General features: G+C 45.7%; 19 protein-coding genes and 2 tRNA genes. 13 read left to right on the top strand and 8 right to left on the bottom strand.

Features of this window, described 5'->3' with window-relative positions:
- Positions 1-9: 9 nt before the first annotated feature.
- Together AAX10_RS10520 and asd are read right to left on the bottom strand one after the other, a co-directional pair.
- Complete coding sequence (locus tag AAX10_RS10520; RefSeq protein ID WP_267284325.1) at positions 10-132, bottom strand: hypothetical protein; 123 nt, start codon at positions 130-132, stop codon at positions 10-12.
- 260 nt (positions 133-392) lie between these two features.
- A complete protein-coding gene (gene asd / locus AAX10_RS08485) occupies positions 393-1,229 on the bottom strand; it encodes an archaetidylserine decarboxylase (protein WP_046700378.1) in 837 nt (278 codons plus the stop codon).
- A 79-nt stretch (positions 1,230-1,308) separates the two neighbouring features.
- On the opposite strand from asd, the gene AAX10_RS10370 reads away from it, so the two are divergent.
- From AAX10_RS10370 to AAX10_RS08500, 5 genes are all read left to right on the top strand, one after another.
- Complete coding sequence (locus AAX10_RS10370; protein ID WP_226997766.1) at positions 1,309-1,485, top strand: PACE efflux transporter; 177 nt, start codon at positions 1,309-1,311, stop codon at positions 1,483-1,485.
- Between the two features lie 3 nt (positions 1,486-1,488).
- Positions 1,489-1,611 carry a PACE efflux transporter gene (locus tag AAX10_RS10525; RefSeq protein ID WP_264677489.1) on the top strand — a complete coding sequence of 41 codons (123 nt, stop codon included), beginning with the start codon at positions 1,489-1,491 and terminating at the stop codon, positions 1,609-1,611.
- Positions 1,602-1,745 carry a chlorhexidine efflux transporter gene (locus tag AAX10_RS10375; protein WP_228707569.1) on the top strand — a complete coding sequence of 48 codons (144 nt, stop codon included), beginning with the start codon at positions 1,602-1,604 and terminating at the stop codon, positions 1,743-1,745. Before AAX10_RS10525 ends, AAX10_RS10375 begins: the two co-directional genes overlap by 10 nt.
- A gap of 169 nt (positions 1,746-1,914) precedes the next feature.
- The gene (gene dtd / locus AAX10_RS08495; protein ID WP_046700379.1) at positions 1,915-2,352 is read left to right on the top strand and encodes a D-aminoacyl-tRNA deacylase; all 438 of its coding nucleotides are present in this window, start codon (positions 1,915-1,917) and stop codon (positions 2,350-2,352) included.
- 374 nt (positions 2,353-2,726) lie between these two features.
- On the top strand, positions 2,727-5,681 hold the full coding sequence (locus AAX10_RS08500) for an insulinase family protein (RefSeq protein ID WP_046700380.1): 2,955 nt from the start codon (positions 2,727-2,729) through the stop codon (positions 5,679-5,681).
- Between the two features lie 68 nt (positions 5,682-5,749).
- Here the strand turns inward: AAX10_RS08500 and glyS are convergent, their stop codons facing one another.
- From glyS to AAX10_RS08520, 4 genes are all read right to left on the bottom strand, one after another.
- On the bottom strand, positions 5,750-7,837 hold the full coding sequence (gene glyS, locus AAX10_RS08505) for a glycine--tRNA ligase subunit beta (protein WP_046700381.1): 2,088 nt from the start codon (positions 7,835-7,837) through the stop codon (positions 5,750-5,752).
- A gap of 77 nt (positions 7,838-7,914) precedes the next feature.
- Positions 7,915-8,247, bottom strand: coding sequence for a hypothetical protein (locus tag AAX10_RS08510; RefSeq protein ID WP_046700382.1), 333 nt, complete (start codon positions 8,245-8,247; stop codon positions 7,915-7,917).
- Between the two features lie 38 nt (positions 8,248-8,285).
- A complete protein-coding gene (glyQ, locus tag AAX10_RS08515; protein WP_046700383.1) occupies positions 8,286-9,227 on the bottom strand; it encodes a glycine--tRNA ligase subunit alpha in 942 nt (313 codons plus the stop codon).
- Between the two features lie 106 nt (positions 9,228-9,333).
- On the bottom strand, positions 9,334-9,576 hold the full coding sequence (locus AAX10_RS08520; RefSeq protein ID WP_036365649.1) for a PspC domain-containing protein: 243 nt from the start codon (positions 9,574-9,576) through the stop codon (positions 9,334-9,336).
- Positions 9,577-9,826: 250 nt separating this feature from the next.
- Here AAX10_RS08520 and nadR point away from each other — a divergent pair, with 250 nt between their 5' ends.
- From nadR to AAX10_RS08535, 3 genes are read left to right on the top strand one after another with little or no spacing between them, the layout of a single operon-like run.
- Positions 9,827-10,837, top strand: coding sequence for a multifunctional transcriptional regulator/nicotinamide-nucleotide adenylyltransferase/ribosylnicotinamide kinase NadR (nadR, locus tag AAX10_RS08525; protein ID WP_046700384.1), 1,011 nt, complete (start codon positions 9,827-9,829; stop codon positions 10,835-10,837).
- 11 nt (positions 10,838-10,848) lie between these two features.
- Positions 10,849-11,592, top strand: a complete 744-nt coding sequence (gene pnuC / locus AAX10_RS08530; RefSeq protein WP_046700385.1) for a nicotinamide riboside transporter PnuC — start codon at positions 10,849-10,851, stop codon at positions 11,590-11,592.
- A 34-nt stretch (positions 11,593-11,626) separates the two neighbouring features.
- Positions 11,627-12,055 (top strand): Mpo1 family 2-hydroxy fatty acid dioxygenase, encoded by a 429-nt coding sequence (locus AAX10_RS08535; RefSeq protein WP_046700386.1) that lies wholly within the window; start codon positions 11,627-11,629, stop codon positions 12,053-12,055.
- Between the two features lie 38 nt (positions 12,056-12,093).
- Here the strand turns inward: AAX10_RS08535 and pgsA are convergent, their stop codons facing one another.
- Entirely contained in the window at positions 12,094-12,741 is a 648-nt protein-coding gene (gene pgsA / locus AAX10_RS08540; RefSeq protein ID WP_036365634.1) for a CDP-diacylglycerol--glycerol-3-phosphate 3-phosphatidyltransferase, read from the bottom strand.
- Positions 12,742-13,116: 375 nt separating this feature from the next.
- Between pgsA and AAX10_RS08545 the strand changes: the two genes are divergently transcribed.
- Together AAX10_RS08545 and AAX10_RS08550 are read left to right on the top strand one after the other, a co-directional pair.
- A tRNA-Gly gene (locus AAX10_RS08545) sits at positions 13,117-13,192 on the top strand.
- 23 nt (positions 13,193-13,215) lie between these two features.
- A tRNA-Gly gene (locus AAX10_RS08550) sits at positions 13,216-13,291 on the top strand.
- A gap of 226 nt (positions 13,292-13,517) precedes the next feature.
- Here the strand turns inward: AAX10_RS08550 and AAX10_RS08555 are convergent.
- On the bottom strand, positions 13,518-13,748 hold the full coding sequence (locus AAX10_RS08555; RefSeq protein ID WP_046698668.1) for a helix-turn-helix domain-containing protein: 231 nt from the start codon (positions 13,746-13,748) through the stop codon (positions 13,518-13,520).
- A 171-nt stretch (positions 13,749-13,919) separates the two neighbouring features.
- Between AAX10_RS08555 and AAX10_RS08560 the strand changes: the two genes are divergently transcribed.
- From AAX10_RS08560 to AAX10_RS08570, 3 genes are read left to right on the top strand one after another with little or no spacing between them, the layout of a single operon-like run.
- A complete protein-coding gene (locus tag AAX10_RS08560) occupies positions 13,920-14,135 on the top strand; it encodes a hypothetical protein (protein ID WP_046698669.1) in 216 nt (71 codons plus the stop codon).
- Between the two features lie 12 nt (positions 14,136-14,147).
- Entirely contained in the window at positions 14,148-15,407 is a 1,260-nt protein-coding gene (locus tag AAX10_RS08565; protein WP_080947125.1) for an Arm DNA-binding domain-containing protein, read from the top strand.
- Positions 15,404-15,715 (top strand): hypothetical protein, encoded by a 312-nt coding sequence (locus AAX10_RS08570; protein ID WP_046698670.1) that lies wholly within the window; start codon positions 15,404-15,406, stop codon positions 15,713-15,715. Before AAX10_RS08565 ends, AAX10_RS08570 begins: the two co-directional genes overlap by 4 nt.
- Positions 15,716-15,749 lie beyond the last annotated feature (34 nt).

Below are 15,749 nucleotides of genomic sequence, written 5' to 3' on the forward strand. Positions count from 1 at the left end.
CGTCCTAGCCTATTCGCGCGTTCTGGCAACCGCCTCCGCCAGCCCTACTTGTCCGCTATCGGTCAAACCTTGCACCACGCTGTCAAAATCGCCCTGCTCTCGGTTTTGGCTCAGTTTAAATTTACCAATCATCTCACTAACATCCACCGTCAAGCCCAAAATGCCCTGTATCTCGTCCGCCAGATAGTCGGCATGGGCGTGTCATGAATTAGAGCGTGCAATACGTCTATCAGCTCGCTTGATAAAACCAATGACAATCTAACGATTTTTCTTTATTTCAAAATGAAAACTGGCATAAATCAAGCCGTCGGTTTGATTTATGCCAAGCTGTAATGATTGGGCAAATGGTGCATAGTACGCACCCTACCATTTTGGCAAGTTTAACTGATAAATTAAGACTGTGTAACTTGTCCAATCCTCTGCCCCATTACCACCGTCTTACCATGCACAAACTCATCACCCCATTCGGTATTTGCCGATTTGGGTAGCACGATAATGGCGGTAGAACCTAGATAAAACCGCCCAAGCTCATCGCCTTTTTTGAGCGTCATGTCATGCGTGCGGTGCTGAATGTAGGGCGTGCGTTTGATTGCCCCTGTCGCCACAGACTCAATCCCCGCCACAATCATCGCCCCAACCAGCACCACGCACGCACGCCCAAAAGCGGTGTCAAATTCGCACACCAACCGCTCGTTACGGGCGAACAGGTCAGGCACGTTCTCGGCGGTGGTGTTATTGACCGAAAACAGCGTCCCTGGCACATAGCGTGTGGCAACCAACGTACCGTCAAAGGGCATATGTACACGGTGGTAGTTGGTGGGGGCAAGATAAATCGTGGCAAACGAACCGTCCACAAACGCCTTACCGAGCTCAAAATCCGCCAAAAGTTGCCCCACGTCATAATCTCGCCCTTTGGCTTGAATGAGTTGCCCATTTGTGATTGCTCCGATTTGGCTGATTTTACCGTCAGCGGGACAGGCAATGCCGTCTGCCGTCTCGTCAATTGGTCGCATACCACTCTTTAATTCACGGGTAAAAAAGTCGTTGAAACTGTCATAATCATCCAAATTGCCACGCTCATATTCTACCAAATCAATGTTATAGGCTTTGGCAAAAGTATGGACAAAGGCTTTTTTGATGTACGGATTTTGACTTTTGGCAAGGTAGCCTGCCACTTCTGATAGGGTTTGCTGTGGGGCTAAGTTTTGGGCTAGGGTAAATAGGTTCATGATTTTTCCAAAATAAAAACGGGTTTGGGCTATTTTAACCGATATTTGCTATAATAACCGTTATATTTTGCTAAATTTTATGTCAAACACCCCAACCGATCCCATGACTGCCAAAGAACGCCTATTTCATGCCGTACTGTTTAAGATTGGGGCGATTGGGCTGACGGTGGCTGTTTTTGCCCTGTTTGGCGACAACCATAGCCCGACCCACGCTACAGGTTTGGCGGTGGTAATCTCGGTGCTGGCGATGGTGTGAAACATGGTGTTTAATTTTTTGTTTGACAAAGTGGTAACGGGCGAACGTCTTTACCGCTTGCTTGGCACTCGCCTTGTTCATGTGGGCTTGTTTGAAGGTGGGCTGTTTTGGCAACCGTGCCGATAATTGCCTACGCCCTAGATGTCTTGCTGTGGATGGCGTTTGTTATGGATATTGGCGTGGTGGCGGTGATTGGGGTATATACGCTACTTTTTAATTGGGGTTATGATTGGGTGCGGTATAAGATACGGGCAGAGTAATTTTTAAAATGGTTAAAATTTGGCATTGTTCCATTAAAATAATTTTTGCAATAATAAGCGTGTAGGGGCAATTTATTCGCCCAAAATTCACACTTTACATAGAATAAATTCTACCAAAAAATAAATCACCCCAACACCCCCATTTAAACCCAACCCAAAGGAAAAACCCATGAAAGCCCTAATCCAACGAGTTAAGTCCGCCCATGTCAATGTGGATGGTCAAATCATCGGACAAATCCAATCAGGCGTGCTTGCCTATATCGGCATTGGCAAAGATGATGATTTTGATAAAGCGTGCAGACTGGTGGATAAAATCATCGCCTACCGCATTTTTGAAGACGACAACGGCAAAATGGGCAAATCAGTGTCCGATGTGGGCGGTGGCTTATTGCTCGTGTCGCAATTTACCCTAATGGCAAAAACCGACAAGGGTCGCCGTCCTGATTTTGCCCCTGCCATGCCCCCAGATGACGCAAGGGCATTGTTTGATAAGTTGGTAAATTATGCCAAACAAGCCCATCCAAGCGTTGCCACAGGCGAATTTGGGGCGAATATGGCGGTCATGGCAGTCAATGACGGCCCGATTAATTTTTTGCTTGACGTGTGATTGTTGATTTGACTTCCTCCCCTCGCTAAACCGAGGGGATTCCTACTGCTAGACGGTCAAGCCCGACCGCAAGAATGTTCTTACTAGCAATAAGTTTAATTCGCACCATGGGATTTATTGTTGATATTGCTTTTTTAAAGAGTTTGGGGCTGTACTATAGCAACATCAATGTTATACCAGTACAGCCCCTTATCTTAAACTTTCGATAAATATAAAAATCGCAAGCTAAACCACTTGCGATTTTTTATTTTGACGGCATTAAATGAGATGTGGTGATTTGTGTGATTTTAATCTCAACACCTTGAATTAATTATGCTAAACTAGCGATTTTTGATGACTTTATTCATCCATACGAACAATTATTAAGGATACTCATGACCGCCAACAATCCTGCTTTTGAACTCATATCAACAACGAAAATCGACGCACTAAACATCGACGTGGCATATTATCGCCACAAAGAAACGGGGCTCATGCATTATCATCTGGCATGTGATAATGAGGAGAATGCACTGATGATCGGTTTTGCCACGCAGCCGATGACATCGCGCGGTGAGGCGCATATCTTAGAGCATGTGGTGCTGTGTGGCTCTGAAAAATACCCTGTGCGCGATCCGTTCTTTAGTATGATTAAGCGTTCCTTGCAGACGTTTATGAATGCCATGACGGCAGCGGACTGGACGGTTTATCCGTTCGCCACTCAGAACAAGAATGATTTTTTTAATCTGCTGTCTGTGTATGTGGATGCGTGTTTTTTTCCCAATATTCATGAGCTGGATTTTGCCCAAGAGGGTATTCGCATTGAGCTGGATGAAGCGGGCAAGCCACAATATCACGGCATTGTCTTTAATGAGATGAAGGGCGCGATGAGCGGTGAGATCGATCAGCTGTATTATGCACTGACGCATCATCTGTTCCCAACGACGACCTATCATTATAATTCTGGTGGCGATCCTAAGCACATTGTTAATCTGACCCATGACGATCTGGTGAAATTCCATCAGGCACATTATCATCCATCGAACGCCATCGTGATGAGCTTTGGGGACATTCCTGCCAAAGACATTCAGGACAAATTGCAGAATGATGTGTTGGCGCGCTTTGATGACATCAGCCGTCCTAAAGTGGGCAAAAAGTTCACCTCAGCCCTAGAGACACGCCTAACCCAGCCTGTACAAGCCTTTGATACTTATACCGCTGATGATAACGGCAAACAGATGACCCACCATGTGCTGTCGTGGCTATTACCAACCATCAGCGACCCCCGTGAAAGATTGTCACTGCGTCTGATGGAGGGGGTTTTGGTTGAGCACTCAGGCTCTCCACTGCGTGCTTATCTTGAGAGTTATCCACAGTCTGTGGCGCCAAGTCCGCTGCTTGGCTTAGATGACAGTCATTATGAGATGGTGTTCTATGCTGGTGTGCGAGGCTCGGACGTCGAATATGCCGATGATGTGGAGCAAGGCATCTTAGACCTACTCTCAAAAGTCGCTGCAGAAGGTGTTGATGATGAGACCATCGAGACGGTGCTACATCAGATAGAGCTTGACCAAAGACACATCGGTGGTGACAGCATGCCTTATGGCTTGACGCTGATGCTTGAGGCGTTTAGCACGGTGGTGCACGGTGGTGATCCGCTGGATGTGTGGCAGATTGATGAGCATCTGACCTGGCTAAGACAGCAGGCGAAAGATCCTAAATTCGTGCCATCACTCATCAAAAAACACCTGATCGACAACCCACATCGCGTGCGCCTAACTGCTTCACCTGACAAAGACAAAGCCCAAAGGCTCATCGATGATGAGCAGGCGGCACTTGACCAGCTCAATGGGTTACTTAGCAACGAGGCGCGTGCCATCATCCAACAAAAAACTGCTGAACTACAGGCGCGCCAAGCGATGATTGATGATGTGAACTTACTGCCGAAAGTGGGTCTGTCAGACGTTCCAAGTGATGTCGCCTTTACACACGCCATCAAAAAACCCATCAACATCGACGGCGACACGCGCACGTTGTATGAATATCATGCGGGCACGAATGGGCTGTATTATTATCAGGTGGTCGCTGATCTGGGCGATGCTGCTGACGATATTTTAAATAACCCATTGCTGCCAATTTATCTGACGCTACTGTCAGAGGTGGGGACGCATCAGCGTGACGCGCGTGAATTCCAAGCGGTGCAAGCAGCGTGCTCATCGGGGGTGACGGCGCGCATCAGTCAGCGAACCGATGTGACGGATAAAGACAAGATGAGTAGTTATTTTGTGGTGGCGACCCGTGCGCTTAACCGCAAACTAGACGCCGTTAATCTGGTGAGTGAAGTACTGGATGAGACGATATTCACCGAGACGGATCGCATTCGTGAGCTCCTACAACAAAAACAAACCAGCTGGCAATCGCGTCTTACGGGTGCAGGTCATGCTTATGCCATGCAGACAGCCAGTCGCAATATGAGCCGCCTTGCTAAGATTGAATATGCCTTTTCAGGCTTACCTGCACTAAGTGCGTTAAAGGCGTTCTTAGCGGATGAGAATGAAGATAAATGGGAGGTCTTATGCGCGCGATTGGTAGCCTTGCACGATGCCATCACCAGCCTACCTAAGGATGTGATCTTAGTCTGTGAGTCCGACTCTGCAGTCGTGATTAGCGATAAGATTGCCAGAACTTTGAAGAATCGCAAGGCATCTGGTAAGCAATCGACGTCGCCGCTGCCTTTTGATGCTTTGACAGGCATCATCGAGGATGACGCTCAAGATGACATTGCTTGGCTCATCTCAACGAATGTCTATCATAATGCTGCCGTCTATGCTGCGACCACGTCAGATGACGATGATGCGCCTGCGCTGATGGTGCTTGCACCATTCTTGCGTAATGGCTATCTGCATGCCACCATCCGTGAGAAAGGCGGAGCGTATGGCGGCGGGGCTAGCTTTGATGCGAATGCAGCAGCATTTAAATTCTACAGCTATCGCGATCCGAACTGCGTTGCGACTTTTGATCACTTCATGGCAAGCATTGATTGGTTGCTTGATAACGATCATGATGATGAAAAGCTTGAAGAGGCGATTTTGGGCATCGTCGCAGGCATGGACAAGCCTGGATCCCCAGCGGGCGAGGCGGTTAAGTCATGCTTTGGTGAGCTGCATGGGCGTGATAAGGCATATCAGCAGGCGCTGCGTGCCAAAATCCTAGCAGTAAGTGTCGATGATCTAAAGCGTGTCGCACAAACCTACCTAAAAGATAAGCCATGCACCAAGGCAAGTCTTGCACCACTAGAGCAAGAATCTGCAATGGCAGAGCTTGGATTTAAGATCAAAAAATTGGCATGATCAAAAAAATTGGCATGATCAATAAAAAAGCCTTGCGTCTTGCAAGGCTTTTTGATGTGGCATACAGATTAGCTTTGAAGCACCCCAATATCCGCCACGCTCAAAAACAGCGTACGCACCTGCCCAAGCAAGGCTAGGCGATTGTTTTTGAGATTTTCATCATCGGCATTTACCATGACATTATCAAAAAAGTCGGTCAATGGGCTTGCCAAGGCACTCAAGGCGGTCAATACTCCTTGATAATTGGCATTGTCCTGCAAGGGTTTCACCGTCTCTTTGGCACTCAAAATCGCCTGATACAACGCCTTTTCTGCCGTCTCGGTCAATAGGCTCTCATCTACATTCTCGCCCACGTTGTCGGCTTTGGCAAGGATATTGGCAACACGTTTGTTGTTCTCTGCCAGCACCTGTGCCTGTGGCAATGCACGAAACGCCTGCACGGCACGGATACGCTCATCAAAATCAAGCGGGCTTTGTGGGTTAATCGCTTGCACCGCTTGAATGGTGTCCACATTCACGCCCTGCTCGGTGTACATGGCACGATAGCGTGAACCCACAAATTCCATGACATCATCAAAGGTGTTGGCGTTGGTTAATTTATCGCCAAAATTAGCAATCGCTTCACGCACAAGGCTCGCTAGATTTAATGGCAGTTTATTTTCAATCAAAATACGCAGAACGCCAATGCTTGTCCGTCTTAGGCTAAATGGATCTTTTGAGCCTGTCGGAGCTTCGTTAATGCCAAAAATCCCCACCAAAGTGTCTAGGCGGTCGGACAAGGCAAGGGCGATACCGATTGGGGTTTTTGGCAATTCATCGCCACTAAATTTGGGCAGGTATTGCTCGGCAATGGCGTTCGCCACGTCCGCTTTCTCGCCTGATTTGTGGGCATAATATGTCCCTGCAATGCCTTGCAATTCGGGGAATTCGCCCACCAACGTGGTCGCCAAATCCGCTTTCGCCAAAACCCCCGCTCGCACCACATCATCGGTCGGCACGTCCCAACCGTGCGGACGCAGGTTTTCGCTAATAAAGGCGGACAGTTTGGCAATACGCTCGCCCTTTTCCCAAATCGTGCCAAGTTTGTCTTGGAATACTCGGGTTTTTAGGGTTTCGGCAAAGTCGGCAAGCGGACGTTTTTGGTCTTGTAAAAAGAAAAATTCAGCGTCCGACAGGCGTGGGCGTACCACTTTTTCATTGCCCAAAATCACCGCAGATTTATCAAGGCTGTCAATGTTGCTGATAAAGATAAAATAAGGCTGTAATTTTCCGTCTTTGGTCAAGCAAAAATACTTTTGGTCAGCTTGCATCGTGCTGATTAATGCTTCTTGTGGCACGCTTAAAAATTTCTCATCAAAGCTTGCTCTCATTGCCACAGGATAATCCACAAGGGCGGTAACCTCGTCCAATAAATCAGCAGGCACAATGGCATCTGCCCCCACTTCATCGGATAGCTGACTGACTTGCTCAACAATGCTGGCTTGGCGTTTGGCAAAATCCGCCACCACAAACCGCTCAGCAAGCAGGCTTTCATAATGCTCGGCATGGTCAATCACAAAAAAATCAGGGGCGTGATAGCGATGACCACGAGACTGCTTGCCTGTGTCATGTCCTTGAATGCGCGCAGGAATGACGGTATCGTCTGCCATGAGTACCGCCCATTGCACAGGGCGGACAAACTCGTCCTTGCTCGCCCCAGAACGCATACGTTTGGCAATCGGCAAGTCGTCCAATGCCTTTTGGATAAGGCTTGGCATCAGGTTGGTAACTTTCTCGCCTTTGATGGTAAGCGTATAAGCGACATATTCGCCTTTTTTGTCGCTAATTGTGATCAAGTCGTCTTTGGTAAGGTTTAAGCCGTTTGCGTTAAGCCCCTGCAAAAAGCCCTGCCCTGCTTTTGTCAGCTCGCCTGCCTCATCAAAACTCGCCTTGATGTTTGGGCCTTTTTTGGTTTCGGTGCGGTCGGGCTGATAGTCGCCCACGCCTTTGATAAGTAGTGCCAAACGGCGTGGGGCAGAGAATGCCTTAATGTCATCAAAAGCGATGTTTTGCTCACCCAATGCCTTTTCGACGTGGTCGTATAGGGCATTTTGTAGGGCTTTTAGGGATTTTGGTGGCAACTCTTCACAGCCAAGTTCAAATAGGATTGTGCTCATTTTAACCTTTTACATTTAATTAACTATAAAACACGATATAGGTTTTTATCAATAACCGATGTGATATTTATTTGGCATTAATTTTTGTCATCATCGTCATTATCACGGTCGTTATCATCATTATCACGATCGTTATCTCTGTCGCCGTCTTGGTCGTCATTGCGATTGTCATTTCTGTCATCGTCATCACGCTCATTGCGGTCATCATCATTATCACGGCGGTCATCATTTTGATTGTCACGATTGTCATTTCTGTCATCGTCATTATCACGATATTGACGGTCGGAATATTCGGTGTGGTCGTTTTCACGCTCGTTGTTTGCACTGTCGTTATTACCGCCAAAGCCACAAGCGGTTAAAAGAGCGATAAGCGACAATACAGATAGTGATTTAATCAATTTGGTGTTCATGATGTGTCCTGATTAATAAACAGGTTGTGATGTTCAAATCAATCTTCTTCTTTGGCAAGCCATTTTTCAAGAGCTTCTGCTTTATGCTCATCATCTGCCAATGGAAAGCCTAGTTTAGCACGAGCTTGCACATAGCTGACCGCCACTTTACGAGCCAATGTCCGCACACGTAGGATAAAGCGCTGGCGTTCGGTAACACTAATCGCCCCACGCGCATCAAGTAAGTTAAAACTGTGAGACGCCTTTAACACCATTTCATAGGCAGGCAGGGGCAGATTAACACCAACCAATCTGTCCGCCTCTTTTTCATAAAAATCAAACAGTTCAAACAGTTTGTTCACATCGGCATATTCAAAATTATAGGTGGACTGCTCAACTTCGTTTTGGTGGAACACATCGCCATAGGTAACGCGCCCAAACTCGCCGTCCGTCCACACCAAATCATAGACGCTGTCCACACCCTGAATGTACATGGCAAGGCGTTCAAGCCCATAAGTAATCTCGCCCGTTACAGGGAAACACTCAATACCCCCAACCTGCTGAAAATAGGTAAACTGAGTAACTTCCATGCCGTTTAGCCACACCTCCCAGCCAAGCCCCCACGCACCCAAAGTTGGACTCTCCCAGTTGTCCTCCACAAAACGCACGTCATGGGTTAGTGTATCAATACCCAACGCCTGCAAAGAACCCAAATACAGCTCTTGGATATTGGCAGGGTTTGGCTTTAAGACGACTTGGAATTGATAATAATGTTGCAAGCGGTTGGGGTTGTCGCCATATCGTCCATCGGTTGGGCGGCGAGACGGCTGAACGTAGGCAGCGTTCCATTTTTCGGGCGTCAAAGCACGCAAAAATGTGGCAGTGTGAAACGTCCCCGCCCCCATTTCCATGTCATAAGGTTGCAAGACCACACAGCCACGCTCTGCCCAGTAGTTTTGTAGGGTTAGGATAATTTGTTGAAAGGTTAATGGCGTTTTCATGATTAGTCACTTTTATGGGTAAAAATTTATCCGTATTTTAGCATAATTTACCAATGACAAAAAACAAAAACCACCGTTTTCACGTGGTTTTTGTTAGTAAGGTAGCTTAGTAGCGGTGTTCGTGCTCGATGGCATATGAAGCAGGTGTGGCTTCAGGCATAACTAGCCACATCACCAGATAGGCGAATAATGCCATAGGCAAGGTAACGCCTGCGCTAAAGATAATGACCGCCCAAAACAACACGCGCACAGTGGTTGGCGACCAGCCCAGATATTCTGCAAAGCCGCCAAGTACGCCTGCTAATACGCGGTGTTTGGTTGAGCGGTGTAATTTTGTCATTTTGGTCATGATTATTCCTTAAAAAATTCATTGGCTTGCTATTAATTTGAGGCTTATTAGTGCGATTTTCAATTTAAAATCAGTCTAAGTTACCAAAGCACTACAAAACCCAAATGCTAAGCGTTATGCAGCGTTTTGTTGTTTTGTAATCTTTTTGGGCTTTTGTCGTGGACGGTGTGGAAATTTGTTATAATGACGAATCTTTTAGATTTTTAGTCTTTAATAAGGCGTCGTAATTTTTTGGCATACAAGGATTTTCATGAGTATAGGGCTTTTGATGGGGTGGTTTGAGCCGCTGCATTTGGGACATCTTCAGGACATTAACATCGCTGCAGGGCGATGCGACACATTGCACATCATTGTCACGCCCAGCGAGCATCAGTATCATACCAAGACCTTGCAGGATAAGGCTCGATGGGTGCAGGTGGCGTGTGAGTATTTTGATTTTATTAAGGTGCATACATCGGACAGTCTTAAGCTACCCGTAACGGGTGATTATGTACAAGGGGATCTACCCGATGAGTCGATGATTCAGCAGGTGCTAGCCAAGATGGCTACTGATTCTGCTGATGCTGATGTGATCACATTCATCAAAAAAGACACAGATCACAAATCAGCGCTAGCCACCAATGAGTATGATAAATTAGATATTGGCGGCAATCCCATTTTATACTTTGATAAATTAGCACCGTCCGCCAAGTCCGACCATGTGCAGACGGTGTGTATCGTTGGCGGTGAAAGTTCGGGCAAGACCACCTTAGTGCATAAGCTTGCTAATCACTACGGGGCGACAGTTGCGCTGGAGATGGGGCGGCTATACACGCACAGTGATCTGGGTGGCACGGAGGTCGGTCTTCAGTATGCAGATTATACAGCCATCGCAGTGAATCATGCGCGCGCCATCCTAGATGCCAAAAAACACGCCACAGCACCGGTCGTGCTGGTGGATACGGACTTTGTAACCACGCAGGCATTCTGTGAAGAATACGAGGGGCGTACCCATCCTGTGGTCTCAGCATTAGCAGATGAGATGCGCATGGATCACACCATCTATCTGGACAATAATGTCAAATGGGTGGCGGATGGCATGCGCCGCCTAGGCAGTCAAAAGCAGCGTTCTCGATTCGCCACAAGATTATTGGCGGTGCTCGAGCGACACGGGATATCGCCTTATATGATAGATAATGATGATTATCATCAAAGATATCTGCAAGCGGTTCGATATATTGATGATCATGTGCTTAGATTAACGCATGACAGCGTGCAATGAGTGAGGGTAGGATGAAGATTGCATTTTTGGATAATATCACAGGTTTTGGTGAGAAGGATTGGACGAAGCAGTGGATTTTGACTTGGTCCATATTCGGGGCGGCAGCACTGTTCACCGGATTTTGGCGTACCACAGCACATTCAGGATTGGATTGGTTCTATTTTGGCGTGTCTATCATTGGGCTTTTATGCGTGGTGGGATTGTCATTTCGTAAGAATCTGGTTGGTAATGGCTTAGGCGTGCTGGCGACGGCAGGCGAGGTTGTCGTACAAGGCACGTCTGGTGCGGTCGGGCTAATGCTTGCGCCGATGTTTAACTTTTTTACCCATGTCTATGGCATGATTAATTGGCGTGGGCACACCGATGATGATGGCAATATGATTCCCAAGACCGCCAACAAATACATCTGGGGTGTAACGGCTGTATTCGTCGCGGTCGGGCTGATGCTGTTTCCTGTGATTAATGAATGGCTCATCGCCCAGGGTTATGGCGTGATTGAAGATGATGGCAGTCGATTCTTTGGGGTGAGCTTCTTTTGGATTAACGTGGTGGCGTTCGTGCTGTCTATCACGGCTCAGGCGGCGATGATCCTGCGTTATTCGTTCAACTGGTGGCTGTGGATTGGTGTGAATTTCGTGTGGCTGATTGTCAATATCATGTCGGGCAACATCATCTTCGCCATTCAGACCATGGTGTATCAGATTAACGCCGTTGTGGGATTGTACGGTTGGCAAAGAAGCGAGCAGCAGTCATAGTTGCTGCTTGATTGATGAATAAAAAGGAGTTTGTATGTCGTTATTCGTAATTAATAAGTCGCTACAGTCGTGGCTTGATGAATACGCGGTCAGCCATCAAGACCACACCAATAAGCTCATTCATGTCATCTGCGTGCCTGTGATTTTTTTGACCATTGTGGCTTTGATCATGAATATTAGCCCAATATTGATGGCTGTGGCTGCTGTCGGTGTGCTGTGGTTCTATCTTAGATTATCCTTATCACTGTTCTTGGCGATGGCGGTATTCATTGCGCTGTGTGTTGGCTTTGTGCTTTTGGTTAATTGGCGTATTGGCGTGTGGATTGCCATCTTCGTGGTAGCGTGGATTGGGCAGTTCGTCGGGCATAAGATAGAAGGGGCTAAGCCGTCTTTCTTTGAGGATTTGCAGTTTTTACTCATCGGGCCTGCTTGGGTTGCCATGAATTTATTTAAAAGAGCTTAAACGTCAACAAAAAAACCCATCGCGATGACGGGTTTTTTCTAAGGTTTTTTTAGATAAGGCCAAGCGGCTTTTAGGTAGATCATCATCGACCACAGCGTCAGAAGCACCGCGATGATCATCAGGATGTAACCTAGAATCTCTAGACTTTGCCAGTTTAGCAGCAGTACTGAGATGGCGATCATCTGGAAGGTGGTTTTTAATTTACCGACATAAGATACCGCCACGCTGGTTCTTGCGCCCAATTCTGCCATCCATTCGCGAAGTGCAGACACCGCGATCTCACGCGAGATGATGACGATGCCACAGGTTGCCATGACGATGTTAGGATGCCACTGCACCAAAATGATGAGCGCGGCAGCGACCATCAGCTTGTCCGCCACGGGATCTAGGAATCGACCAAAGGCGGAAGTAATGTTCATCTTACGCGCCAAATATCCATCCAGCCAATCAGTAATCGCCGCCAAAATAAACAAAAAAGTCAATAAAAAATGCCTAAGCATGCTGTCACTGTATTCAAGCATCCCAAGGCGCGCAATGGCGTTATTAGGAATGGCAGGAACGCCGATACCAAGCGCAGGCGGCCAATAAGCAATGGCAATAAAAAGCGGAATCATCACGATGCGTGCGATGGTCAGATTATTGGGCAGGTTAAAGATGGTGTCCTTGGCGTGGCTTGATTGGGTCATGGTTGACTTTGCTCGTTGCTTGGCTGTTGGGTGGATAATTTTGGGCTTATGATACCTTACTTTTGATGACTTTTGCCAATTTATTTGTCATTTTTTATTGTTCGGGCGACCAATCATGGCTTTTGTCTTGATTATATGGATATCATCCCCATATCTATATCTAAGACTTGTTGATAGTTTTCCTCAGCCCGCCATGTTTTGTTTTTGGTGGGCTTTTTTAATTTTTTAAAAAGCATAACTGATTGAAATTAATGGTATTTTTAAAATTTTACTAAAATTTTTTATATTTTTATCAAAAAAATCTTGACGTATGAATAAAAATCTATATAATACGCACCCATGCAATGATTTGTTGAATTGACAATCTTGAAAATTGCGGGAATAGCTCAGTTGGTAGAGCACAACCTTGCCAAGGTTGGGGTCGCGAGTTCGAATCTCGTTTCCCGCTCCAAATTTTCAATACATCGCAACATTGCGGGAATAGCTCAGTTGGTAGAGCACAACCTTGCCAAGGTTGGGGTCGCGAGTTCGAATCTCGTTTCCCGCTCCAATTTTTAAAAAGCCTAAATCGAAAGATTTAGGCTTTTTTATTGTTTTAAATCAATGGGTTGTAAGATTGATTCAGACCTATTGAATGACCAACAACGAAAGAGTCATAAAGCACCGAAAATTATTTGTGCCTTATTTGTGCCTTATTTGTGCCTTATTTGTGCCTTGGGTTAAATTTCATGTTGTGAGAATTTGGCCCAAATGACCCCAACCTATTTTTTGACTTTTTACTCATTGCCATGCGTGGATGCTTGTTTGTTTGGCTTATATTCAAATAAATCGCCAACATTCACCTCCAAAAATTCACAAAGCTTATCAATTGTCTCAAAATCAATTCTTGAAGACTCATCATTATAAAGTTTATGCAATGTTGACTTGCTCATACCTGTGGCACGAACAACATCAGCTACGCGCAACCTTTTCTCAGCCAAAACAACAGCAAATTTATTTAAAATCATAAAAACTACCTTTTTTGTGATAAAAAGTATTTACATAGTGGTAAAAATAGGTTATAGTACGCCTAAGAGATAAAAATTACTATCTAAGAGGTAATTTAAATCTCTTTGGAGTGCATACTAATGTTTTATATATGCATGTACGTAAAAAATCATACTTAAAAGGTATTTATTATGACACAAACCTACCTCACAACTCAAGAGCTTTCCCATCGCATCAAGTATGATGAGAGAACCATTCGCAACCAATTAAAAGACAGTGTTTTGCTTGAAGGTGTGCATTACATACGTCCCTTTGGCGGTCGTAAAATCCTGTACATCTGGGAGCGAATCGAAAAAGACATGGCGGAGTATTTCAATCATTCTTCACTTTGTATGGCATTACAGTAATAGGGAGATATTATGGCTAGTATTAGAACTAGAAAGGGTAGCTCGTTCCTTTTTATCGATTTTACCTATATGAACACCCGCTGCCGAGAAAAAACCAATCTAACCGACACACCTGCCAATCGAAAGAAGCTTGCAAAGATTCTAGAGAGAATGGAGGCTGAAATATTGCTTGGTAGTTTTAGTTATGAGCAGTATTTCCCAAAAAGCGACAAGGTTGACTATTTTGAAGAGCTGGGTGAAAGACGACAAAACTTACAAAGTGGCGTACCACTGTTTGGAGAGTTTGTTTGGCAATGGTTTAATGAAAGGTGTATTGAATGGCGGACAACTTATCAAGAAAAGCTTAGAATCATCATCAATAAGTATTTAATACCTGTCTTTGATAGGCGTGCCATATCAAAAATAGATAGAGCGGATGTGTTGGCGTTTCGTAGCTCTCTGGCCAAAGTGACCCACAAAACGACCAAACACACCCTGTCAGCTACCAGAATTAACTCAATCATGGCAACTTTGTACATGATACTAAAAGAGGCGTCAAAACGCTACAACTTTAATGATCCTACTGTTGACATCAGACAGCTTAAGGTTGAAAAAAGTGACATCACACCGCTGAGTATTGATGAAGTATGGCGTTTTATTGGTGCGGTCAGAGCTGACTTTAAAAACTACTACATCGTCCGATTCTTTACAGGAATGCGAACCAGTGAAATTGATGGATTGACGTGGGAGCATGTAGACTTTGAGAAGCGTCAAATCAAAATCAGACAGGCGCTGGTCAATGGTGTGATGGGCCCTCCTAAGACCACCGAATCCTCTCGTGAGATTGACATGGCGCCATTTGTGTATGAGGCACTCTTGGCACAAAAGAAAGTGACCTTTGATAAATCTGAATTTGTGTTTTGCACCCGTGATGGTGAACCACTCAGCTATCGCAACGTAAATCGCAGGGTTTGGCATCCCACTTTAAGGTTTTTAAGACTAAAAGCAAGAAGTGCCTATCAGACGCGTCATACAGCAGCCACGCTATGGCTGGCAGCAGGAGAGGCGCCAGAGTGGATAGCCAAACAGATGGGTCATGTTAGCACCATGATGCTCTTTAAAGTCTACAGTCGCTACGTACCTAATGCCACAAGACAAGATGGCAGCGCCTTTCATGCGCTGTTAATGCAAAGCAAACATGGTAAAGATGCGTTTTACTTGGCAAATTTACCCAAGCCAGATACCAACGATTTAACATGGGATAATCACGAAGATGAGGCGGTGACGGCATGATAAATCATCTATCAAGCAATATGCTATTGACCGATGTCTTAAAAGACATGCAGGATCATCAAGAGGTGATCAGGCTTTCATTCAAGATTGCCAAGATACTAATTAAAGAGCTGCAGATTCAACGAGGATTTGGCATGGGCATGTTTTTAGAGGTGCCTAACTACTTAAACAACCATGAGGCAGTATTAACATGGGTAAAAGAACAGCTACATCAAATCAAAGACAGACAGCTTTATGATGATGACAGTCTTTATCTGGCGTTAAGAGATGAGCTTATTGCTCATCTGCCAAGCCATGAGCTTGACTGATGTGATGTAAAGCTAAACCATCCTAAATTAACAT

The sequence above is a fragment of the Moraxella bovoculi genome, assembly GCF_000988745.2.
GTDB lineage: Bacteria > Pseudomonadota > Gammaproteobacteria > Pseudomonadales > Moraxellaceae > Moraxella > Moraxella bovoculi.